Source organism: Mycobacterium sp. 3519A, from assembly GCF_900240945.1.
Taxonomy (GTDB): Bacteria; Actinomycetota; Actinomycetes; order Mycobacteriales; family Mycobacteriaceae; genus Mycobacterium.
In genome coordinates this window covers 1,484,220-1,506,650 of record NZ_OESG01000013.1, presented here as the reverse complement: position 1 = coordinate 1,506,650, position 22,431 = coordinate 1,484,220, and the positions used below count along the sequence as shown (strand labels likewise).

General features: G+C 64.7%; 18 protein-coding genes. 10 read left to right on the top strand and 8 right to left on the bottom strand.

Features of this window, described 5'->3' with window-relative positions:
* Positions 1-7: 7 nt before the first annotated feature.
* The gene (locus C1A30_RS15125) at positions 8-1,408 is read right to left on the bottom strand and encodes an adenylate/guanylate cyclase domain-containing protein (protein ID WP_160112751.1); all 1,401 of its coding nucleotides are present in this window, start codon (positions 1,406-1,408) and stop codon (positions 8-10) included.
* Between the two features lie 161 nt (positions 1,409-1,569).
* Here C1A30_RS15125 and C1A30_RS15120 point away from each other — a divergent pair, with 161 nt between their 5' ends.
* Both C1A30_RS15120 and C1A30_RS35620 read left to right on the top strand, forming a co-directional pair.
* On the top strand, positions 1,570-2,862 hold the full coding sequence (locus C1A30_RS15120) for an amidohydrolase family protein (RefSeq protein WP_101949059.1): 1,293 nt from the start codon (positions 1,570-1,572) through the stop codon (positions 2,860-2,862).
* Between the two features lie 104 nt (positions 2,863-2,966).
* The gene (locus C1A30_RS35620; RefSeq protein ID WP_101949058.1) at positions 2,967-3,683 is read left to right on the top strand and encodes a chitin-binding protein; all 717 of its coding nucleotides are present in this window, start codon (positions 2,967-2,969) and stop codon (positions 3,681-3,683) included.
* Between the two features lie 1,216 nt (positions 3,684-4,899).
* Here the strand turns inward: C1A30_RS35620 and C1A30_RS15105 are convergent.
* Positions 4,900-6,120 carry a cytochrome P450 gene (locus tag C1A30_RS15105; protein ID WP_101950217.1) on the bottom strand — a complete coding sequence of 407 codons (1,221 nt, stop codon included), beginning with the start codon at positions 6,118-6,120 and terminating at the stop codon, positions 4,900-4,902.
* 11 nt (positions 6,121-6,131) lie between these two features.
* Positions 6,132-7,178, bottom strand: coding sequence for an LLM class F420-dependent oxidoreductase (locus tag C1A30_RS15100; RefSeq protein ID WP_101949056.1), 1,047 nt, complete (start codon positions 7,176-7,178; stop codon positions 6,132-6,134).
* Between the two features lie 174 nt (positions 7,179-7,352).
* Between C1A30_RS15100 and C1A30_RS15095 the strand changes: the two genes are divergently transcribed.
* A complete protein-coding gene (locus C1A30_RS15095) occupies positions 7,353-8,849 on the top strand; it encodes an acyl-CoA carboxylase subunit beta (RefSeq protein WP_101949055.1) in 1,497 nt (498 codons plus the stop codon).
* A 136-nt stretch (positions 8,850-8,985) separates the two neighbouring features.
* Here C1A30_RS15095 and C1A30_RS15090 read toward each other — a convergent pair whose 3' ends face one another.
* The 4 genes from C1A30_RS15090 to C1A30_RS15075 all read right to left on the bottom strand — a co-directional run bounded on the left by C1A30_RS15090 (position 8,986) and on the right by C1A30_RS15075 (position 14,407).
* Positions 8,986-10,038: an alcohol dehydrogenase catalytic domain-containing protein gene (locus C1A30_RS15090; RefSeq protein WP_101949054.1), complete on the bottom strand. Its 1,053-nt coding sequence runs from the start codon at positions 10,036-10,038 to the stop codon at positions 8,986-8,988.
* An 8-nt stretch (positions 10,039-10,046) separates the two neighbouring features.
* Positions 10,047-11,510 (bottom strand): cytosine permease, encoded by a 1,464-nt coding sequence (locus C1A30_RS15085; RefSeq protein WP_101949053.1) that lies wholly within the window; start codon positions 11,508-11,510, stop codon positions 10,047-10,049.
* Between the two features lie 12 nt (positions 11,511-11,522).
* Positions 11,523-13,019, bottom strand: coding sequence for an aldehyde dehydrogenase family protein (locus C1A30_RS15080; protein WP_235009914.1), 1,497 nt, complete (start codon positions 13,017-13,019; stop codon positions 11,523-11,525).
* Positions 13,020-13,366: 347 nt separating this feature from the next.
* The gene (locus C1A30_RS15075) at positions 13,367-14,407 is read right to left on the bottom strand and encodes a TIGR03857 family LLM class F420-dependent oxidoreductase (protein ID WP_369974128.1); all 1,041 of its coding nucleotides are present in this window, start codon (positions 14,405-14,407) and stop codon (positions 13,367-13,369) included.
* Between the two features lie 213 nt (positions 14,408-14,620).
* Between C1A30_RS15075 and C1A30_RS15070 the strand changes: the two genes are divergently transcribed.
* Genes C1A30_RS15070 through C1A30_RS15055 form a run of 4 tightly spaced genes read left to right on the top strand, consistent with a single transcriptional unit; the run spans position 14,621 to position 18,966 of the window.
* A complete protein-coding gene (locus tag C1A30_RS15070) occupies positions 14,621-16,012 on the top strand; it encodes a GntP family permease (RefSeq protein ID WP_101949052.1) in 1,392 nt (463 codons plus the stop codon).
* Positions 16,013-16,027: 15 nt separating this feature from the next.
* Positions 16,028-17,239, top strand: a complete 1,212-nt coding sequence (locus C1A30_RS15065) for a CaiB/BaiF CoA-transferase family protein (protein WP_101949051.1) — start codon at positions 16,028-16,030, stop codon at positions 17,237-17,239.
* Positions 17,236-18,174, top strand: a complete 939-nt coding sequence (locus C1A30_RS15060; protein ID WP_101949050.1) for a hydroxymethylglutaryl-CoA lyase — start codon at positions 17,236-17,238, stop codon at positions 18,172-18,174. Before C1A30_RS15065 ends, C1A30_RS15060 begins: the two co-directional genes overlap by 4 nt.
* A 9-nt stretch (positions 18,175-18,183) precedes the next feature.
* Positions 18,184-18,966 carry an IclR family transcriptional regulator gene (locus C1A30_RS15055; protein ID WP_101949049.1) on the top strand — a complete coding sequence of 261 codons (783 nt, stop codon included), beginning with the start codon at positions 18,184-18,186 and terminating at the stop codon, positions 18,964-18,966.
* Between the two features lie 103 nt (positions 18,967-19,069).
* Here the strand turns inward: C1A30_RS15055 and C1A30_RS15050 are convergent, their stop codons facing one another.
* The gene (locus tag C1A30_RS15050) at positions 19,070-19,990 is read right to left on the bottom strand and encodes an acyl-ACP desaturase (RefSeq protein WP_101949048.1); all 921 of its coding nucleotides are present in this window, start codon (positions 19,988-19,990) and stop codon (positions 19,070-19,072) included.
* A gap of 218 nt (positions 19,991-20,208) precedes the next feature.
* On the opposite strand from C1A30_RS15050, the gene C1A30_RS15045 reads away from it, so the two are divergent.
* Genes C1A30_RS15045 through C1A30_RS15035 form a run of 3 tightly spaced genes read left to right on the top strand, consistent with a single transcriptional unit; the run spans position 20,209 to position 22,426 of the window.
* Entirely contained in the window at positions 20,209-21,207 is a 999-nt protein-coding gene (locus tag C1A30_RS15045; RefSeq protein ID WP_101949047.1) for a Rieske 2Fe-2S domain-containing protein, read from the top strand.
* The gene (locus C1A30_RS15040) at positions 21,204-21,815 is read left to right on the top strand and encodes a cysteine hydrolase (protein WP_101949046.1); all 612 of its coding nucleotides are present in this window, start codon (positions 21,204-21,206) and stop codon (positions 21,813-21,815) included. Before C1A30_RS15045 ends, C1A30_RS15040 begins: the two co-directional genes overlap by 4 nt.
* Positions 21,812-22,426 (top strand): PaaI family thioesterase, encoded by a 615-nt coding sequence (locus tag C1A30_RS15035; protein WP_101950214.1) that lies wholly within the window; start codon positions 21,812-21,814, stop codon positions 22,424-22,426. The genes C1A30_RS15040 and C1A30_RS15035 overlap by 4 nt, the downstream gene beginning before the upstream one ends.
* Positions 22,427-22,431: the final 5 nt, after the last annotated feature.

Here is a 22,431-nt window from a genome sequence, read left to right as displayed (position 1 = left end):
CAGCGGCTCATTCGGCAAGCGGCACGTGCACCCGTACGGGGTAGTGCACGCCTTTGCACTCGACCTCCCCCTGCGGCTCACAACAGATCCTGTCCTTGACCAGGTGCCAGGTCGCATCGCTGAGCAGGATCCCGCCGGGCTCGCACTTGGTCTGGAGTCGCGCCGCAATGTTGGCCTGCAGCCCGATGGCCGTGTAGATCATCCGGCCGTTCGAGCCGAAGCTGCCCACGCTCAGCACGCCGCTGTTGATGCCGGCGCGCATCTTCAGCGGTTCGGTCGCACCGAGTTTGCGCCAGCCTTCCTCCAAGGACGGCAGTCGGGCCTGCATCGCCTGGGCGGCGCGGACGGCGCGGACGGCCTGCTCCTCCGGGTCCATCTCGTCGGGCGCGCCGAACATCGCCATGAACCCGTCGCCGCCGAATTCGCTGACCGTTCCGCCGAAGTCGTCGACGATCTCGGTCATCGCCGACATGTAGTCGTTGACGATGAGCGTGAGCACCTCCGCCTCGACACGGTCGGCCAACATCGTGAATCCGACGAGGTCGATGAACAGGACGGTGACGCGTCGCCGCGACGGCTCCCCGATGCCCGCGGTGTCGCCGGCGACGATGTGCTTGGCGACAGCGGCTGGTACGTAACGCCGGATCGTCTCGGCGCTGCGCTGCAGGTCGCGCTGCTGCGCGCCGATGATCTGGTCTTTGCAGAACGAGCGGCGCGACACGATCTCGATGACGATGCAGACCAGCAGGCAGCCCAGGTAGGCGATCCACTGGATCGCGCCCAGCCCGCCCGCCTCGACGGCGCTGATCCGGCCGGCGTCGTAACTGTCGTAGAGGCGATAGGAGGCGAAAGCGACGTACGGCGTCACCCCCGCCACCGCGAGCATGGGCGGGACTCGAAAGATCGCGAAGCCGAAGAACATCACGATCAGCATGCCGCCGGTCATGGCGCCGGCCCGCCACGCCGGCCCCTCCGAGGTCACCAGTACATCGGACAACAGCCAGACGATCAGGAATCCCGCCAGACAGTTGGCGAGCGCTGCGAGCGGCATCACCGACGGACGCAGTGCCTCCGGGAATGTCAACGCGGTGAGCACGATGAGCAGTACGACCCAGCCGACGATCGGCGGCACCGCCTTGCCCGCGGAGTCGACGTCGAGAACGATGACCGCCACCAGCAACAGGCACCAGCTCGGGATCGACCCGATGTAGCCAACGCGTGCGAACGGTGTCGCCGTCGCGATACGCCACTTGCGGTACTGGCCCTCGGTCTCGTGGCTGGCGAAGCGCAACCCGAACCAGCGCAACCGATGGTCGGGCCGAGCGGCGACCGCCGCCGACCCGGCGTCGACCAACGCTGCGCGCGCCCGTATCTCCGCGTGCAGCCGCTCGAGTCCCCCCCAGGCCACGAGACAGAAGCCTAGCGTGTGGCGTCGCGATGGGCTCGCCATCCCGCGTTAAACGCAAGTTTCAGCGGCACAACGAAATTGACGCCGCAGATGATTCGAATCGGGACATCGTCACGCGTCGCGGCCGTACGTTGATGGCAAGGCGACGAGGAGTCGAAGTTATGAATAAAGAGGACATGATTCTGATCAGCGTGGATGACCATGTGGTCGAGCCGCCGGACATGTTCAAGAATCATCTGCCGAAGAAGTATTTGGATGAGGCGCCGCGGTTGGTGCATAACCCGGATGGTTCGGATACTTGGCAGTTCCGTGATGTGGTGATCCCGAATGTGGCGCTCAATGCGGTTGCGGGTCGGCCGAAGGAGGAGTACGGGCTGGAGCCGCAGGGTTTGGATGAGATCCGGCCGGGGTGTTGGAAGGTCGATGAGCGGGTCAAGGACATGAACGCCGGAGGCATTCTGGGCTCGATCTGCTTTCCGTCGTTTCCGGGTTTCGCCGGCCGGTTGTTCGCCACTGAGGATCCGCAGTTTTCGTTGGCGTTGTTGCAGGCCTACAACGATTGGCATGTCGAGGAGTGGTGCGGGCAGTATCCGGCGCGGTTCATTCCGATGTGTCTGCCGGTGATCTGGGACGCCGAAGCGTGCGCGGCCGAGGTGCGCCGCAACGCCAAACGCGGTGTGCATGCGTTGACGTTCACCGAGAATCCGGCCGCGATGGGGTATCCGAGTTTTCATGATGATTACTGGACGCCGTTGTGGGAGGCGTTGGTGGATACCGACACGGTGATGAATGTGCATATCGGGTCGTCGGGCCGGTTGGCGATCACCGCGCCGGATGCGCCGATGGATGTGATGATCACTTTGCAGCCGATGAACATCGTGCAGGCCGCGGCGGATTTGTTGTGGTCCAAGCCGATCAAGAAGTACCCCGATCTCAAGGTCGCGTTGAGTGAGGGTGGTACCGGCTGGATTCCCTACTTTTTGGAGCGTGCGGATCGCACCTATGAGATGCATTCCACCTGGACCGGCCAGGACTTCAAGGGCAAGCTGCCCTCGGAGGTGTTCCGGGAGCACTTCTTGACCTGTTTCATCTCCGATCCGGTGGGGGTCAAGCTGCGCAACGAGATCGGTATCGACAACATCTGCTGGGAAGCCGACTACCCACACTCCGACAGCATGTGGCCGGGGGCGCCTGAGCAGCTGCATGAGGTGTTGACCGCCAACAACGTGCCCGACGACGAGGTCAACAAGATGACCTACGAAAACGCGATGCGCTGGTATCACTGGGACCCGTTCACCCACATCAGCCGCGAACAAGCCACCGTCGGCGCACTCCGCAAAGCCGCCGAAGGCCACGACGTCTCCATCCGCGCCCTCTCCCACGGCAAGAAGGACTCCAGCCTTGGCGCCAACACGCTGCAGGCGCAGTTGGACAGGACCAATGCGCCACGCTGAGGTGGCGCCCAGCAGATTGCTACTCGCCGCATAGCTCGCTCTTAGGGTGCCTGCCTAGCCTCGCGTTCGGGTTGGGGCGTCTCTCGACGCGCGAAAGGCCAGGAATGAACTTCAAACAAGCGATCGCTGGCGCAGCGATCGGCTGTGCTCTCGGCATCACCGGAATCGGTCTAGGCGCAGGCGTTGCGAACGCTGCACCGTGCAGTCCGGTGCCAGGAGCGCAATGCGGCGGCGGTCCGGGTGGCGGTCCAGGCGGCCCGCCCGAGCGTGGACCCGGTGGGCCACCGCAAGACCGTGGACCCGGTGGTCCCCCACAGGATCGTGGACCCGGCGGGCCGCCACAGGATCGTGGACCCGGCGGGCCGCCACAGGACCGTGGACCCGGCGGGCCGCCAGGCGATTTCCGCGGACCCGGCGGGCCGCCACAGGACCGTGGACCGGGTGGACCCGGCGATTTCCGCGGACCGGGCGGCCCCGGTGATTTCCGCGGACCGGGTGGACCCGGAGGCCCGGGCGACTTCCACAATCCCGGCGGCCCCGGCTTCCGCGGACCGGACAACCACGATTGGCGACCACCGTGGAATCCGGGAGACAACGACTGGCGCGGCCGGTTCCACAACGCGCCCTGGGGCAATGATCTGCCTCCTTGGGGATGGGGCGCCCCGCCACCTCCTCCGTGGGACGGACCGTTACCGGATCCGTTTGGGCCACCGCCGCCACCGATCAATTACTGGGGCTTCCAGGAGCAGCCGATCTGGGACCCCGGCTACAACCAATGGGGTTTCTATTTCTTCGGGATCTGGATTCCACTCCCGATCTGACCCGAAGGGAGGGCGGCCGCCCCTGTGCCCGGGGCGGCCGCTCCTTCGGCTCTCCGCTTCGCCGCAACTGAAAAGAATCCCTTGGCGGCCTTGGGGTTTCCTGTCAAGTTCATGGCCGCGAGAATCGGCCTGGCAGCACACTGAGATCGAGCGCATAGCTGGCTCATAATCCGCGTTCCTACCTTTGCGTGTGACGCGAAAGCGACTAAGGACTCGGAGAAAGGCCAGCCGTGAAGCTCGTGCACATCGTGACTGGGGCAGCAATCACCTGCGTTCTGACCGCAACCGGAATCGGCTTCGGGTCAAACGTGGCGAGCGCCATGCCTGATCCCGCCGGACTCCGCAGTCCTGGCGGTCCGCCCCTTGCCGGGGGCGGAGGCGGCTCGAGCGGCGGAGGTGGCGGCTCCAGCGGAGGTGGCAGCTCCAGCGGAGGTGGCAGCTCCAGTGGCGGAGGCGGGTCTGGTTCTTTTACACACCTCCGGGCCCAACAGACGGGCCCCCATTTCGTATGGCCTCTTTTGCTTGGAAAAAAAAACCCTCTCTTGGTGGCGGACTCGGCGGTGGCGCCAGTCCGTTTTTTCCCAGCGACACCGGCGGCGGCGGAAGTGCACCCGCCGTACCGGCTGCACCAGCGGCGCCAAGCGGACCCGACGCACCCGCCGCACCAGCGGCACCCGCAGCACCGAGCGGACCCGACGCACCCGCCGCACCAGCGGCGCCCGCAGCACCGAGCGGACCTGAGGCGCCCGCGGCGCCAGCGGCACCCGCCGGGCCGGTCGGGCCCGAAACCCCAAGCGGCCCCGCGAATCCCACGGCGCCTAACGGGCCTGACACCCCTGCCACACCTGGCAGGCCGGACGCGCCAACCGGGCCTGCGCCTGCTGGCACACCACACGACCCCGGAGCACCAGCAGGGCCTGACCATCACGGATCAGGTGCAGACGACGGGCACAACTGGCAGCCACCGTGGAACCCGAATGACAGCGACTGGCACGGTCATTTTCACGGCGCTCCATGGGGTGACGGTCTGCCGCCATGGGGTCACGGCCCGCCCCCGAGGCCGCCATACCTCGGGCCGCTGCCACTGTACGACGCACCGCCTCCGCCAGACTTCGACTACTACGGTTTCAATGTGCAACCAGTCTGGGATCCGGTGCGCAAACAATGGGGTTTCTGGTTCTTCGGGATCTGGATCCCGCTGCCAACGTAAGCGCAATCAGCTCAGCGCGTAGCGAATCGGCAAGTGCTTGAGTCCGCCGACGAAGATCGTCGCGATGTGTTGGGGATCGCCGGTCAGTTCGATCGACTCCAGTCGCGGAACCAGCTCCGAGAAGAAACTGTTGACCTCCATCCGGGCCAACGCCGCACCAAGACAGAAGTGCACCCCGTAACCGAACGCGTTGTGTCTGTTGGGATCACGGCCGACGTCGAATGCGAACGGGTCGTCGAAGATTTCCTCGTCGCGGTTCGCCGACGCGTATGACAGCAGCACCGATTCACCCGCGGCGATCGGCACACCGCGAACGGTGGTGTCCTCCTGAGCCGTTCGCATGAACTCCTTGACCGGCGTGACCCAACGGATCATCTCCTCGGTGGCCAACGGCATCAGATCCATGTCGGCCTTGAGTCGGGCGAGTTGGTCGGGATGCTCGATCAGCGCGTGTAGCCCACCGGAGATCACCGCGCTGGTGGTGTCGTGGCCCGCGGCGGCGACGATCGCGTAGTACGACACCGTCTCGATGTCGTTCAGCGGTTCGCCGTCGATCGTGGCGTTGGCGATGGCCGACGCCAGATCCTCGGTCGGACGCTCGCGGCGAGACGCCGTCACCGCGGTGAAGTACGCGAACATGTCGAGCAGCGACGCCATCTGCTCTTCTTTGGTGGTACCACGCTGCAGTTCGGGGTCGTCGTTGCCGAACATCTCCTGGGTGTACTTGAGCATCCGGGGGAAGTCTTCTTCGGCCAGGCCAAGCATCGACATGATCACGTAAAGCGGGTAGTTCACCGCGACCTCCTGGACGAAGTCGCACTCGTGGCCTGCCTGCGCCATGCCGTCCACGAACCGCTTGGCGAGTTCGTCGACGCGAACCTTCATCGCGCGCATCGCCTTCGGCCGGAACCAGTCCGCGCCGATCGCCCGCACCACCCGGTGTTGCGGGTCGTCCATGTGAATGAGTGTGTTGATGCCGATCGCCGCCTGCTGTTCGTCGGCCTCTTCCGTCATCAGCACCGGTCGTGGCGAGTTGGTGAACAATGCGTTATCGCGCTCGATGGCCATGACGTCCGCGTGCTTGGTGATCGCCCAGAACGGCCGGTAGGACGGCACCTCGACCCGCGCCACCGGGGCGTGGGCACGCAGATGCGCCAGCGTTGCATGCAGTTTCGCCTCGTCGGTGTACGCCAGCGGGTCGGCGAACACCTTGGCGGCTTCGTCCATCGTCGGCACGGTCACGGGCGACTCCGCACAGACTGGCCGCGCATCTCGTCGAGCAGGGCGATCACGGTGTCCTCGGCCACCGACGATGGGAATCCCACCAGCACGCGGTCGATCACCCCGTCGCACCGCTCGCGGATCTTGCTCGCCACCGTGTCGAGCGGCGCGACCACCGCGAACGCCTCGAGCATCTCGTCGTCGATGAGCGCACCCATCGCGTCCCACTCACCCTGCAGACTCAGCCGGTGCAACTCGGTGTGCAGATCTCCCCACCCGTGCAGTTCGAGGACCTTGCGGTACGCCGGCGTCGAGCCGTAGAACGCGATCTGCTTGCGCGTGCCTGCCGACGCCGCGGTCAACTGCTCTTCGGTCTCCCCCGTCACCACAAACATGGGCGCCGATAGTTGAACCTCACGGCGCTGCCGTCCGGAGCGGTCGATGCCACGCATCAACGCGGGGATGGTGACCTCTTCGAAGTACCGCTTGGTGGTGAACGCGTGGGCGAGCACACCGTCGGCGACCTCGCCGCACATCTCGGTCATCGCCTCACCGACTGCCGCGACGAACACCTTTGGAAACGGGTGCGGTTGCGGCTCGGGGGTGAACATCGGCGTCATGATCTTGTGGGTGTAGAAGTCACCCTCGAAGCTCAACTTCGTGCCGTCACGCCAGCACGACCAGATCGCGTGCAACGCCAGTACGAACTCGCGCATCCGTTTCACGGGCTGGCCCCACGGCATGCTGAAACGCTTCTCGATGTGGGCCTGCACCTGTGAGCCGAGTCCGAGTATGAACCGACCGCCTGAGTACTCCTGCAGATCCCATCCGACGTTGGCCACTGTCATGGGATTGCGCGCGAAGGCCACGGCGATGCTGGTGCCCAACTCGATTCGGGTGGTGTGCTCGGCGGCGAGCACCAACGGCAAGAAGGGATCGTGGTTGATCTCGGCGGTCCAACAACCGTCGTAGCCCCGTCGCTCGAGCGTGCCTGCCGCCTCCGCGACGCGGGTGAGTCCGCTGGCAACGGCCGCGTCGACCCTGAGGCCGCCGTCGCTACCCATAGCCGCCGACGCTACAGTAAGCAATTCAGTATGGTCAACGCGAACATGCCGGTGCGACGATCGCCTTCTGACGACAGGAGTGGCGCGTGACATCTGAAGACGACAACGAGTGAGGAACGAGCGAGGCCCGCTGGGCCCACGCCCGAAGGGCAGGGGACGAAGAGGAGTCGAGGCATGACGAAGGCTGACGATTGGGACAGCACGCTCGATGAACTGACCCGCCGCCGTCAACACGCCCGTGCGATGGGCGGCACCGATCGACTCGCCAAACATCACGGCAAGGGCAAACTCGACGCCCGCGCCCGCCTCGAGCACCTTCTCGACAAGGGCTCGTTTCGTGAGTTCGGCACGCTCGTCGGCGGCGATATCGCGGCCGACGGGATCGTCGCCGGCTCAGGGCTGATCAACGGTTCGCCGGTGATGGTCGGCGCCGAGGACTTCACCACCCTGGCGGGCAGCATCGGGCCTGGCGGAAACGCCAAGCGCTACCGGCTAGCCGAACTCGCACTGCGCGACCGGATCCCGCTGGTGATGCTGCTCGAGGGCGCCGGCTTCCGGCCCAGCGGTGAGCATTACGGCCGCACCCCCACCGACCTGCTGGCCCAGGCGCGGTGCTCCGGCAAGGTGCCGATGATCGGAGGGCTACTGGGCCCCTCGGCAGGACACGGCGCATTGGTGGCTCCGGTGTGCGACTTCACCATCATGAGTCGGCAGGGCGCGATCTTCACCGCCGGACCGCCGGTGGTCAAAGAGTCTACGGGCGAAGACATTTCAAAAGAGGACCTGGGTGGACCGAACGTCGCGCTGGCCAGCGGCGTGATCCACAACCTCGCCGAGGACGACGAAGCGGTGCTGGACGACATCCGCCGATACCTGTCGTACTTCCCGCCGAGCGCATGGTCGTATCCACCGTCGCTACCCGAAGACGAAGCGGCCGAACCGCGTTCGACACCCGAACTGCTCGACATCGTCCCCCGCGGCAACCGCCGCGTCTACGACATGCGCGCGGTCCTCGACGTGGTGTTCGACGCGCGCGGCTGGTTCGAGGTGCAACCCAAGTTCGGGCCGGCCATCATCTGCGCGCTCGCCCATCTCGGCGGACATCCCGTCGCGGTGGTCGCCAACCAGCCAAAGGTGATCGCCGGCTCCATCGACGCCGACGCCGCCGACAAGGCAGCGCATTTCATCATGGTTGCCGACTCGTTTCACCTGCCGATCGTGTTCCTCGCCGACAACCCGGGGATGCTGCCCGGCAGTCGGTCCGAGCGAAGCGGCGTGTTGCGCAGTGGCGCCAGAATGTTCGCCGCGCAGACCGCTGCGACGACACTCAAGCTGCATGTGACGCTGCGGAAGGCCTACGGCTTCGGGTCAATGGTGATGTCGCTGTTGGGGTTCGACAACCAGAGCGCGACGTTCGCCTACCCCGGCGCCACCATGGGCGCGATGAGCGCCGCCGCGTTGAGCAAGGCGTCCCATGCCGCCGAAGACGTCGAAGCGAGACTACGCAAAGCCGAGGTGGAGGCGTCGTTCCGGTCGGCAGGTCACCTCGGCTTCGACGACCTCATTCACCCAGAAGAGACCCGCAACGCGCTGCTGTCAGCGCTGCAACGCGGCATCTACGCCAGGCAGGCGGCCGCGGAACCGGTGTCCCGCACCCTCATTTTTCCGTGATCTGTGCGCCACGCCTCCGTCTCGTTCGTCAGTCGGGCGACTCTCCGGTTTCACCTTCGATTAACGTCTGCAACCTCGGCGCCCTATCGACGATCGGCACCCTCCTTAGCCGTGGGTGATTGCGCCTCCGGCGTTCTCAAAACTCCGTGATGACAGAGAACCCGACCGTCTCGAATGTGTCCATTGCATCGAGGACGCCCTGCACCTCTTGAAGCCCAAGCTGCTGGCCGACGATGCGAGCCGGCTGCAGGATGCCCCGACGGACCAGGTTCAGCAGACGTGGGTAATCGGAGTGCGGGTTGCCGACGCTGCCCACGAGCTCGATCTCGGTCTCGATGATGTGGTCGATCGGGATCGAGACGCGGCCTTGTTCGGCCTGGCTTGTCAGGCCGACTTGAGCGAGGCGGCCGCCCTTTCGTAGCGACATCAACGCGGCGTCTACCACGACTTGCGAACCCAGTCCCCCGATTGCGACATTAGCGCCGCCGCCAGTCAGCTCGCGCACCGCTGCGGGCGCATCGTGCGACCCGGCATTGATGGTGTGTGCGGCTCCCTCTGCTGTCGCCTTCGCCAGCTTGTCGTCTGCGAGATCCACCGCGATCACCTGTCCACCCAGGGAACTCGCGATCTGAACTGCCGAGAGCCCGACGCCCCCTGCCCCGTAGACCACGACCCAGTCTCCAGGCTCCATACGCCCCTGTCGCGTCACGGCGTGGAAAGCCGTCATGTAACGGCATCCGATGGCCGCCGCACTGAGGGCGTCGACATTGTCGGGAAGCTGAATGCAATTGAAGTCTGCGTTGCGGATTTCGGTGTACTCCGCGTAGCCCCCTGAGTGCGTGAGCCCGATGAACTCCAGGTCGTCGCAGAGGTTGGAGTGCCCGACGAGGCAATAGGAACACCTGCCGCACGCCTCGTGGAACGGCGTGGTGACGCGGTCGCCCACACGGACGGAATTGACACCCTCGCCCACCTCGACGACGGTGCCACCAAACTCGTGCCCCATCACCAGCGGCAACTCCGGGCTCATCCCAACCCAGCCCCAGTCACCGTTCCAGACGTGCCAGTCGGTGCGGCAGATGCCCTCTGCTTCTACCTTCAGCACGACCGACCCAGGAACGGCCTTCGGCTCCTCTATCTCCATGAGCGCCAGAGGCTTACGGGTCTTTTCGAGCACTGCTGCCTTCATTCTTCTCCTCAAACTCCTAGATCGCTGGCAGGAGAGCTTGATGCAGCGCGCCCCAAGCCATCGCCTTCAGCCGTTCCAGTCGAGATATCCGTTCGCCCGGGAGCGACGATGGACTGGGACTTGGCCTTAGCCATCGGGTAATAGACAACAAAGGTCACGACAAGCCCCACCAGCCAAGCAACGTCGACATGGTCGAGAGCGGTGGCAGCAGGCCCGGTGTAGAAGCTCAACGTGAAGAACGGGATCTGTACCAAAACCCCGATGACGTAGGCGATCATCGCCGGCCAGATCACCTGACCGTAGATCCCGCCCCTGGCGTCGAAGAACGACGGCACATCGTAATGCGCGCGCTTGATCAGATAGTAGTCGATCAAGTTGATGGCCGACCATGGCACCAGGACGTATAGCAGCATGAGTACGAAGTTCGAGTAGTTCCCCAGGAACTGGTCGGCAAGGAACAGCGCCAAGTAGAGCGCGATGGCCATCCACATGAGCGTCACGAGAGCGCGCGCCCGCGCCCCGGGCAGCCAGTCGGCCTTGAAAGTCTGAACCAGAGTCACGAAGCACAGTGCTGGCCCGTAGAGATTGATGACCGACGCATCAACCGCGCCAATGAAGAAGATGACCATGATCAGCCAGGCGATCCCGCCGGTGTAATCGGTGATGACACCGAGCGGATCTCCGCTGGGCGCGATGGCACCGGCGAGGACTCCCGCGAGCATCAGGATCGATCCGCCGAGCGCGGTCCCTCCCCAGGAGAACCAGAAGGTGCGGCGCGGGTTGATGTCCACGGGCATGTAACGCGAGTAGTCCGAAACATAAGGCGCGTAAGCGATCTGCCACACCGCCGCGACCGAGGTCATGCTGAGGAACCCGGCCAGTGTGGACCCGCCGTTGCTGAACGCGCTCGACGGCACTCGCTCGACCAGAAGCATCCAGACGAACATGACGATGACGCCGAGCACAAACAGCGGGAGCACAATGCGGTTGAAGACGTGTATCAGGCGGTACCCGAAGATCACGATGACCGTTGTGAGAACGCCGGTGACCACGATGCCGGAATCAACCGAAATGTGGCCTTTGAAGGCTTGATTCAAGGTCTGTCCGCCAAGAGTGACGATCGAGGCAAGGAAACCGATGTACATCATCAGCACGATCACTACGACAAGCGCGGAGCCCTTCATGCCGAACTGACCACGGCTCTGAATCATCTGCGGGACGCCGAGCACCGCGCCTTGCACCGAGTGCAGCGCCATGAACACCGCGCCGATAGCGTTGCCGACCACTACGGCGACGAGTGACCACGCGAAGCTCAACCCGAAGATGGTTGTCCCCAGTGCGCCAGTGACCACGGTGAGGGGCATGAAGTTGACACCGAACCACAGCCGGAAGAGATCGCGCGGATGCCCATGACGCTTATCGGATGGGATCGGTTGGATGGTCTGCTGCTCGAGCAGGTGCTCGTTGCTCAAGGCTGTTGTCCCTCAGCGTGGATGAAGCTCAATGCAGACGGTCTTGGTCTCGGTGTAGGAGTTGAAGACTTCGTGACCCATCTCGCGTCCCCATCCGGACTGCTTGAACCCGCCGAAGGGCAACGCAGCATCGTAGATGTGGTAGGTATTCACCCAGACCGTGCCGGCGTCAAGTGCGTCAGAGACGCGGTGCGCCCGCGAGACGTCGCGAGTCCAAATCGCGGCAGCCAGCCCGTAAGACGTGTTGTTGGCCTCGCGGATGACCTCTTCCTCGGTGTCGAACGGGATCACGGCCACCACGGGCCCAAAGATCTCGTCCTGCACCGCCTTCGAAGTGTTCGGCAGGTCAGTGATGACTGCCGGGCGCATGAAGTAGCCGGGCTCGACGAGGTCACCGCCGGTCACCATCCCGCCGTCGGTCTTAGCCGTGGCGACGAACTGAGATACCCGATCGACCTGCTCACGCGATATCAGCGGCCCGAGTTCGACCTCATCGTCCTGTCCACGTCCCATCGGCATTGCCGCGGCGAGCTTTGAAATGCCTTCCACCACCTCGTCTAACACGCTGCGGTGCACAAATAACCGCGAGCCAGCGCAGCACGCCTGGCCTTGATTGAAGAAGATCGCTTGGGCTGCCTTCGGGATCGCGACGTCGAGGTCGGCGTCGTCGAAGATGATGTTCGGTGATTTGCCGCCCAGCTCCAGTGAAACCCGTTTGAGCGACTCCGCGGCATTGTGGACGATGAGGCGCCCGACCTCGGTCGACCCGGTGAAGGCGACCTTGTCGATGCCGGGGTGGCGACTCAGATAATCCCCGACCGACTCGCCGTAGCCAGTGACCACGTTGTACACGCCCGACGGGAACCCTGCCTCACGGACCAGATCCGCCAGGTACAGGACAGAGAGCGGCGTCTGCTCAGCCGGCTTGAGCACAACGGTGCAGCCGGCCGCGAACGCGGGCGCGAGCTTATAGGCCGCCATCATCAGCGGGTAATTCCACGGAATGATTTGTGCGACAACCCCTACCGGGACCTTGCGGGTGTAAGTGAAGAATTTGCTTGTGGGCGCATACGGAACACCGTGGTCTATGGTGTTGCCCTCGATCTTCGTCGCCCACCCGGCCATGTAGCGGAACAGGTCTACCGACAGCGGAACGTCGGCTGTCCTCGTCAGGCTGATCGGTTTGCCGTTGTCCAAAGAGTCGAGGAAGGCGAACTCCTCGGCGTGCTCTTCGATGAGGTCGGCGAGCTTCCAGATGATGCGCCCTCGTTCTGACGGAGACATCTGACGCCATTCGGGCGACTCGAACGCTTTGCGCGCTGCGTCGACCGCAGCATCGATGTCAGTGGCGGTGGCTTCTGCAACGGTGGTGATCTGTTCACCGGATGCGGGGTCCAGCACAGGTACACGTACGTCGCCCGAGCAGTCGGTGAAGCCGCCGCCGATGTAGAGCTGTTGCTCTTGTTCGAGGAACTCCTTGACTCGCACCGGCATGCTGACTTCGGCCACCGCAACCCCTTCTCTGAGATGAGGTGAGACGCTAGTGAGGCGGGCTGCACCCCCCTATGTCGCCGACAGCCAATCTTGAGTGGACTTTTTTGGCTCAATCTACGATTCGGGCGGCTGTGGCCGAGCGGGTCCAAGGGCAGGGCTACGCCCGTGGCGAACTGCGGCAGCGTCGTTGCTGCAACGCCGTGGCCGACGTTGCGCAGTCGAAATTCAGGACGTTCCAAGGCAAGAAAAGGGTGCTCTATCGTCTGGTGGCCGTTAGCCGTTCGAGGGCAAGTCGACGGAAAGATAGCGTCGGTTCGTGATCGTTTGGATCAACGGCACCCACGGCTCAGGCATCACACAAATCACCGGCTCACGCGGTAGGCGTCGACGATCGGTTCGAGTTCGTCGGGAGTGGCGCCGTGCATGATGACCGCGTCTGCGCCGTAGTCGAACTCCTTGCGGATCCGCTCGACGCACTGCTGCGCTGACCCGGTGGCTGACGGCTCCAACCATTCGTCAGGGATCAATCCGGCGATGTGCTCGATCTGCTCTGCGCTGGCCTTGTGGTCGATGCCGCCGGGAATCGAGGTGACGACGGAGTCCTCTCGGAAGCGTTGCAGCACAGCGGGATCCCAGCCGTTGGTCTTCACCAGCAGATCGCCGTAGCCCTGCAGATAGGTCGCCAACCGGGCCACGGTCTTCTTCAACCGCAGTTCCTCGGGCAGATGATCACCGACGGTCGCGAAGCAGGACCACACCCGCACGCTGTCGGGATCGCGGCCCGCTTTCTCCGCGGCGTCTTTCACCGTCTTCACGCAGCGCTGCAGCGTATCGGGCGTGAAGTAGGTGTGCAGGATGACGTCGTCGAAGACCCGCCCGCCCAGCGCCAGAGTCTGAGGACCGAACGCCACGAGCGCCAACCGGATGTCCTCGCGGAAATCGGGATCGAGGAACAGCACCTGGTAGTTGCCGATCGGCCCGTCGTGGTTGAAGATCACCTCGCCGCGCCACAGTCGGCGCATGACGTTGGCGAAGTCCTCCATCTGCGCCGTGGTCACCGCCGAGATGCCGAACGCCGCGTACATCGCCGCGATACCGCGGCCAAGGCCGAGGGTGAACCGTCCGCCGGAGAGACGATGCATGGTGGTCGCCCACGAACCCGTGATCAGCGGGTGTCGGGTGTTGTGATTCGTTGCGGCGGTGGCGATTTGCATCCGGTTGGTGACCGCACAGGCGGCGCCGACGAGCGATGACGCTTCCTTGACGTTCCATCGCTCCGAGATGAACGCGGTGCCGAAGCCCATTTCTTCGCCGCGCCGAGCCTCGTCCATCAACGTGGCAGGACCCTCGCCGCCGGCACCGGCCAACAAGTAGTAGCCCAGTTCGTCGAGTACAGGTCTCACTGCCAAACCCCTTGCTGTCGCCGCAACCGTTGAGCTCACAAACATCTTGACGGTAACCCGCCACTTTTGGGACATATGCCCTGCTGAACGGACCAAAGACGTCCGTGCTTGCTTATATCGTGGGTCTGTGCTCATAATATGGATGAGTCTTGGATCACATCTCCCGTGACCAGCCGTGACATACCAAGCCGAACGTGCAAAGGGGCCGTACCCATGTCACATACCGCCGTCGTCATCAACACCGCGGTCGCGATCATCGCGGTCGTCGTCATGATCGTGCGATTCAAGTTCAACCCGGTCGTGTCGTTGGTGGTTGGCTCCGCATATCTCGGCCTGGCCGCCGGTCTCGGCGTGGACAAGACCATCGACGCCATCATGACGGGGTTCGGCGACATCATGGCCGAAGTCGGCCTGCTGATTGCGTTCGGCGTGCTGATGGGCGCCATACTGCAACAGACCGGCGCGATCCAGCGTTTGGTGCAGACACTGTTGAAGATCTTCGGTGCCAACCGCATGCCCTACGCGATGTCACTGACGATCGCCACCTTGCTCCAGTCGATCTTTCTCGATGTGTTGCTTGTCATTTCGGCACCGCTGGGACGTAGCCTCGCGAAGAAGATCGGCAAGAACGGCACCGCCCGCATGGCGACCGCGATGGCCATCGGCCTGGAATGCGGAATCGTGTTGACAGTTCCCGGTGTCGGCGCCCTTGCTCTGGCGGGCCTGCTCGGGGTGCCACTGGGCAAGTACCTGCTGTTCGGCGTGCTCCTGGTCATCCCCACCGTCGCGATCTCGGTGGCGATCATGTCCTTCCTGTTCAACCACGGCTGGTGGAACCCGGAGCGCGACGAACAAGAGTTCCTCGGTGAAGAAGCAGGGCACAACGAAATTGACGACGACACAAGCACATCGGATGCAGGCGGTGGAGTCGCCACCACAACTGCGACGGTCACCCGGACCCAGACACCGCTGATCGTGCTGTTCGCCCCGATGCTGACCTCGCTGGTGCTGATCGCCACCGGCGCGATTCTCGACGCCGCCGACGTTCACAATCCGATCGTCAAGTTCCTCTCCTCCCCTGTCATCGCGCTGCTGATCGGACTGATCGGCACCAGCTTCGTCGGCCGTTATGTCCTTGGCACCGAACCCATTCAGCGCGCGATCGCCACCGGATTCAAAGAGAGCGGGCAGATCCTGATTCTCACCGGCGTCGGTGGCTCGCTGGCCGCCACCATCAAAGCCGCCGGACTCGGCGACATCCTCGGCGAATACTTCACCGCCAGCACCGCCGCACCGCTGCTTGTGGTCTGGGTGATCGCGGCCGCACTGCACGTCGCGGTGGGTTCCGTGACGATCTCGGCGATCACCTCCGCGGGCATCCTGGCACCGGTCGCTCCGATCATCGGGCTGGATCCGGTATTGATCGCCCTGGCCGCGGGCGCCGGATCGCTGTTCGCGGTGCACGTCACCAGCAATACGTTCTGGCTTCTGCAATCCCTGTTGGGGCAGTCGACTCGCGGTGCGCTGAAAACCGTCACGGTCGGCGTATCGGTCGCCTCCGTCGTGGCCATCCTGCTCATCCTGCCGATGAGCGTCCTGTTCTGACCCTGATCGAGGAACATATTGAACACCAACGACATTCGCCCACTCGCCGGCGTGCGGGTGCTCGAGCTCGGCAACTACATCGCCGCCCCGACCGCGGGCCGGATGCTGGCCGATTTCGGCGCCGAGGTCATCAAGGTGGAGCGCCCGCTGACCGGCGACGAGTTGCGCAACTGGAGGCTGTACTCGGGCAACACTTCGATGCTCTACCGCACCATCAACCGCAACAAGAAGTCCGTCGTGCTGGACCTCAAGACCGAGCACGGCAGGAAGCTCGTGCTCGACCTCATCCGGCACTGCGACGTGCTGCTGGAGAACTTTCGTCCGGGCACGCTGGAAAAGTGGGGGCTCGGCCCCGAGCAACTCGATCGCGTCAACCCCGACCTGGTGATCACCCGCATCTCCGCGTTCGGCCAGACCGGTCCGTTAGCGGAAAGGCCGGGGTTCGCCGCGGTGGCCGAAGCCTTCGGCGGGCTGCGGGAACTCGTCGGCGACCCGGACCGGCCTCCGGTGCGTACCGGGGTGTCCATCGGCGACTCGATCGCAGGCATCTACGCCGCCTTCGGCACCGTGATGGCGCTGTTTCAGCGTGAACGCGTCAAAGCCCCACTCCCACAACGCATCATCGACGTCGCGTTGAACGAGTCCGTGCTCTCGGTGATGGAATCGCTGGTTCCCGACTACCTCGCCTACGGCGTCACACGCGAACGCGTCGGCGGGCGGATGGAGGGTATTGCGCCCAGTAACGCCTACCCCTGCGCCGACGGCACCAACATCATCGTGGCAGGCAACGGCGACGCGATATTCCAGCGCTACATGCATACCATCGGAAGGCCCGACCTCGCCGACGATCCCGACCTGCAGACCAATGCGGGGCGCTGGCGCCGCCGGGACGAACTCGACGCCGCGATCGGGCAGTGGACCGGCCGGCACGGCCGCGACGAAGCCCTCAAGCTGCTCGACGAGGCGGGGGTGCCGTCCGGACCCATCTACACCGCCGCCGACATCTGCGCCGACGAACAGTACGAGGCGCGAAACATGATCCAGCACTTCGACGTCGACACCGGCGAGGCACAGCCCAAGTCGGTCGGCTTTCCCGGCATCGTCCCCGTGATCGGTGGCGCGTCGCTGCCGATCCGCAACGTCGGACCCGACCTCGGCGAGCACACCCGTGAGGTGCTCTCCTCGGTGCTCGGCCTCAGCGACGACGAGATAGGAGCGCTGACATGACACCACGTCCATACACCCCGCGCGCCGAACTGCGCGACGTGACATTGCGCGACGGACTGCAACTGACCGCGAAAAAGCTCCCCACCGAGCGCAAGGTGGAGATCGTCCGCGAGTTGCTGGCGCTCGGAGTTCCCGCGCTCGAGATCGGGTCGATGGCGCGACCGGACCTCGTTCCGCCGCTTGCCGATACGCTCGACGTCGTCGCGGCACTGACCGCCGACGAACTCGAACGTTGTTGGATCTGGGTGGCGACGCCGCGGCACGTGGAGAAGGCGGCGGCCGCCGGCGCGCGGAACTTCCAGTACTGCTTTTCCGCGTCGGACTCTCACAACAAGGCCAACATCGGGCGCAGCACCGAGGACAGCGTCGCGGCGATGCCCGATGCCGTGCGGATCGCCAGGGAGGTCGGCGGCAGCATCCAGTTGTGTATCGCGACGGCGTTCACGTGCCCGTTCGAGGGCCTGATCAGTCCCGAACGAGTGATCGGCATTGCCGCTGACCCGCGCACCGCGGGGGCGGACGACACCGTCGTGTGCGACACCGTCGGGCAGGCCATCCCCACGCAGGTCACTGATCTGATCGCGACGCTCAAGGCATGGACTCCGCAGCGCCGCATCGTCTTTCACGGGCATGACACCTGGGGTCTCGGCGTGGCGAACACGCTCGCCGCGATCGATGCAGGCGCCACCATGGTCGACGGTTCTCTCGGCGGTCTCGGCGGTTGCCCGTTCGCACCCGGCGCCAGCGGCAACACCAGCAGCGAAGACCTGCTGTTCGCGATCCGCCCGGACTGGTTCACGCCTGCCACGCTGGCGTCCATCGTGGACATCTCCGACAAACTGCTCGCCGAACTCGGCGAACCGAACCGGTCGCGGACCGCGCAGGGCGCGCGTTCCAAGGCCAAGGCGTTCGAATGGGTCATCGACCGCGGGTAGATTCTCGTCATGGCAACCGAAGACGCCGCGTCGACCAAGCAGCAACCACTGCTGGTGCTCGGCAAGATCACCGAGATCCTCGATGCCTTCTCGCTGACCCATCCCGATATGTCGCTCGGCGAGATCCAGCAGGCGACCGGCCTGCCCACCTCGACCGTCCAGCGCCTGGTCAGCAACATGGTCGCGCAGGGTCTGCTCGACAGGACAGGTGATCGGATCAGGATCGGTGTGCGGATGTCGTACTGGGCCGCCACCGCGTTGAAGGACCTCGACGTGCTGGCGGTGGTCAACCCTGTGCTCAAGGAGATCCGGGACAAGACCGGTGAGACCGCCTGCTTCTTCAAGGTCGAACAGAACTTCAGGGTATGCGTCGCGGTGGCCGAAACGCGTCATGCGCTGCGCCGGGACATGTACGTGGGCAAGGTCATTCCGCTGCACGTCGGATCGGCATCCCGGATTTTGCTGGCCTGGAATCCCGATCTGGCCGACAAGATTCTGGCCGCCCCGCTCGAACCGATGACCGATGGGACGGTCACCAGTCCCGATGAGTTGCAGAAGTTGATCGCGCAGGCCAAGGCCGACGGCTATGCGATCACGGCAGGCGAGCGCGAGGATTCGGCGTCCGGTCTGTCCGCCCCGGTCTTCGACGCGGCGGCAGACATTCTCGGCGCCATCACGATCAGCGGGCCGACGGTGCGCATGCCGCAATCGCAATGCGAGGCGTGGATCGACCTGCTGGTCGGCTATGCCGAGCAGGTCACCCGCACGATCGGCGGCCGGCTTCCGCGCTGAGCCCGCGCAGAAAACGCGCCGGTGGCGCCGAGGGGTCGCTCACTAACAGGTCCACCGGGAATGCCAACCGGGACACAGTGTCCGACCGCAGCAGGGTGCCGAGCTACCCCGCCGAGGCGACCAGTCGATCCTCGCGACGCCGGTCGTAGTAAGCGGCCTTCTCCTCGACGAGATCGAGGAACGCCGCCAGTTCGTCCCGGGCGCGAGCGCCTTCGCCGTCGAGATCCTCGCGATCGAACACCCGCCAGAAGCGCAACACGGGGCGCACGACATCGTCCAGATGTGCACGCAGGTCGTAGATCCCCGCTTTCGCAATCACCAACGCGTTCTCCGCGAAGCCCGGCATGGTGCTGCCCGGCATCTGGAAGTTGATCACTTCGCGAGCGATCGCCTTCATCGTCACGTTCGGTGCGATGTCGAGCGCGGCGTTCACCAGGTTCCGGTAGAACACCATGTGCAGGTTCTCGTCGGTCGCGATGCGCGTGAGAAGTTGTTCGGCGATCGGACACCCAGACGCCCGGCCGGTGTTGCGGTGGCTGATTCGCGTCGCCAGTTCCTGGAAGGACACATAAGCCAGCGCCTCGATCGGTGATTTGTCACCCGAGTCGTAACCGGCGGCCGTGTGCACCATGCGACCGTGCTCGAGGGCCACCGGGTCGACACCTCGGGTGACGACGAGATAGTCGCGGATCGCGATGCTGTGGCGGCCCTCTTCGGCCGTCCACTGACCGACCCACTGCCCCCAGGCGCCGTCGCGCCCAAAGCGCACCGCGATCTCGCGGTGATAGGACGGCAGATTGTCTTCGGTCAGCAGGTTCACGAGCATCGCGGCCTTGGCAACCTCGTCGAGTTGGGAATCGTCAGGCGTCCAGTCCTGCCCACCCAGTAGCGCGAAATCGCGCCCGCGACTCCACGGGATGTAATCGTGCGGATTCCAGGGCTTCGCCTTCTCCAGGTGGCGATTCAGATTGGCCTCTACCACTGGTTCCAGCTCAGTGAGCAATGCTGCTTGCGTTGTCGTCATCGAGACTCTCCGTCACTTACCTACGACTGCGTAACCTACGCTACCGTAGGTCGGGCGAAAATCAAGTGGTGCGTCCAATTTTGCTGACCGGCAGCCTGTTTCACGACGGACCCGTCGCGGCCACGGTGGGGCCCACCCACCGCCCGCCCTGCTTGCCCCGTGCGGAAATCTATACTGTAATCAATTTAGTATCCGACGGAACCCAGAGGCGGCCGCCCGTGAAAGTCCCCTTTACCTGGAAGGTAACCGGCTGGTTCATGGTCGGCTGGTCGGCGGAGTTCGGTGTCGGCGACGTGCGGCCGCTTCGGTACTTCGGTGCGGACCTGGTCGCCTATCGCGACGAGTCCGGCGAACTGCACGTGCTATCCGGTCATTGCCGGCACCTCGGCGCGCACATCGGCCATGGCGGCAAGGTGGTCGGTGACTGCGTGGAGTGCCCCTTCCACGGCTGGCGGTGGGGACCCGACGGCACCAACCGGTACATCCCCTATCAGCCGGACCGGCCGAACAAGGCGCTGCGACTTCGGGTGTATCCGCTCGTCGAGCAGTACGGCTGTGTGTTCGTCTGGCATCACCCGGACGGGGCCGAACCGCGGTGGGACATGCCCGATCTGTTCGCGAAGTTCCCGCAGTTCCCGACGGACCCCGACGCGTACTACCGCCCGTATCCGGAGTTTTCCAGCCGCGCGGAGCGCGAACCGGTGCACCCACAGATCGTCGCCGAAAACGGCCCCGACAGCGCGCATTTCCACTACGTGCACGGCGCGACGGTGACGCCGGTGTGTCTCGAGTGGGAAGCGGTCGACGAGGAATGGCGATTCCTGACCGGCTGGCCCGACGTGCGCAGCGACGATCCGGGCAAGATGGCGCTCTACATCCACAGTCACTTCTCCGGCCTCGGCTTCGCGATCAGCGCTTTCGAGGGCTCGTCGAACCATCGTCTGATCTTCGCCTGCACGCCCGTCGAAGACGGGTTCTCCGACATGTTCTATTCGATCTGGTGGCCACGGCTGCCCGGCGACACGTCGGAGGTGCCGCCCGATCCGGTGCGCGCACAGGTCGAGCGCCAGTTCATGGGCACCGTATGGGATGACCTCAACATCTGGCGTCATCAGGAGTACGTCGAGCACCCCGCCCTGTCCATAGTCGACGCGAAACCGTATATGGCCATGCGCAAGTGGGCCACACAGTTCTACGAAGTTCCCGCCACCGCATGACGAAGAATCTCGCCGAGATCGCGGCGCCGGCACACACCGCGATCGTCACGCAGGAATGTCAAGGCGCGGTAGTCGGCCCCGACGCCGGGCTTGCGGTGCTTGCGCAGGAAGCGCGTCGGGAAGCCGTGCCCAACATCGCACGCATGTTGCCCGCCGCCCGCGACGCAGGCGTGAAGATCGTGCACTGCCTGGTGCGGCGGCGGCCCGACGGACTGGGCGCCAATCACAACGCGAAGATCTTCACCATCGGAAGCGGTGTCGACATCGCGCCGGGCAGTCCCGGTGCCGCCCTGTTGCCCGAACTCGGCCCTGCGCCAACCGATGTGGTGTTGCGGCGGTCCCACGGCATCGGTCCGATGGGCGGCACGGACCTGGACGCGACGCTGCGCAATCTGGGCGTCTCGACGATCGTCGCCGTCGGCGTCTCGGTCAACATCGCGATCACGAATCTCGTCATGGACGCGGTGAACCTCGCTTACCGCGTCGTCGTACCACGCGATGCGGTCGCGGGAATCCCCACCGAGTACGCGACATCGATCATCGACAACACGCTGTCGCTGCTCGCCACCCTCACCACCACCGACGACCTCATCGAGGCGTGGACATGACCGATACCGAGGACGGCATCCGCGAATTCGCAAAAGTCACACCGCTGCTGGCGACACCGGAAATGGACCGGTTCATGGCGGCGATGCGCCGACTGCAAGACATCGCGGTAGCCACGGATCCCGACAGGTCGGTGTGGAATGACGCGGCGGGCCGAATCGAAGATGTCTGCGCCCGACTCGAGAAGCACCGCGCACCCGAGGGCGTCGCACCCGCGGGACGGGCCACCAACCTTCCCGGCAACGGACATCCGCTCATGCCGCCGTGGCAGGTCGTCGAGTCGAGCCCCGACGAGGTCACCATGCGCGGGCACTTCACCCGCTTCCACGTCGGCGGCAACGGCGCAGTGCACGGCGGGGTCATCCCGCTCTTCTACGACTGGCATTTCGGCATGGTGGTTTCCGCCGCCGGGCGACCCGACAGCCGAACCGCATTCCTGCACGTCGACTACCGGCGGGTAACCCCCACTGACGAGGTGTTGTCGTCTCGGGCGTGGATCGAGCGCGCAGAGGGCCGCAAGCTGGTCGTCAGGGCGGCGATGACCGACTCGGCGGGCAACGTACTATCCGAGGCCAACGGCCTGATGATCAAACTGCTCCCGCACCAGCCCTGAGAGGC

What these genes read in the sequence shown, in the direction of transcription:
- C1A30_RS15100 (WP_101949056.1), bottom strand. Translation starts at nt 7,178, where the DNA reads ATGGGTAGCGACGGCGGCCTCAGGGTCGACGCGGCCGTTGCCAGCGGA.
- C1A30_RS15060 (WP_101949050.1), top strand. Translation starts at nt 17,236, where the DNA reads ATGACACCACGTCCATACACCCCGCGCGCCGAACTGCGCGACGTGACA.
- C1A30_RS15050 (WP_101949048.1), bottom strand. Translation starts at nt 19,990, where the DNA reads ATGACGACAACGCAAGCAGCATTGCTCACTGAGCTGGAACCAGTGGTA.
- C1A30_RS15120 (WP_101949059.1), top strand. Translation starts at nt 1,570, where the DNA reads ATGAATAAAGAGGACATGATTCTGATCAGCGTGGATGACCATGTGGTC.
- C1A30_RS15055 (WP_101949049.1), top strand. Translation starts at nt 18,184, where the DNA reads ATGGCAACCGAAGACGCCGCGTCGACCAAGCAGCAACCACTGCTGGTG.
- C1A30_RS15035 (WP_101950214.1), top strand. Translation starts at nt 21,812, where the DNA reads ATGACCGATACCGAGGACGGCATCCGCGAATTCGCAAAAGTCACACCG.
- C1A30_RS15105 (WP_101950217.1), bottom strand. Translation starts at nt 6,120, where the DNA reads ATGGACGAAGCCGCCAAGGTGTTCGCCGACCCGCTGGCGTACACCGAC.
- C1A30_RS15040 (WP_101949046.1), top strand. Translation starts at nt 21,204, where the DNA reads ATGACGAAGAATCTCGCCGAGATCGCGGCGCCGGCACACACCGCGATC.
- C1A30_RS15090 (WP_101949054.1), bottom strand. Translation starts at nt 10,038, where the DNA reads ATGAAGGCAGCAGTGCTCGAAAAGACCCGTAAGCCTCTGGCGCTCATG.
- C1A30_RS15070 (WP_101949052.1), top strand. Translation starts at nt 14,621, where the DNA reads ATGTCACATACCGCCGTCGTCATCAACACCGCGGTCGCGATCATCGCG.
- C1A30_RS15095 (WP_101949055.1), top strand. Translation starts at nt 7,353, where the DNA reads ATGACGAAGGCTGACGATTGGGACAGCACGCTCGATGAACTGACCCGC.
- C1A30_RS35620 (WP_101949058.1), top strand. Translation starts at nt 2,967, where the DNA reads ATGAACTTCAAACAAGCGATCGCTGGCGCAGCGATCGGCTGTGCTCTC.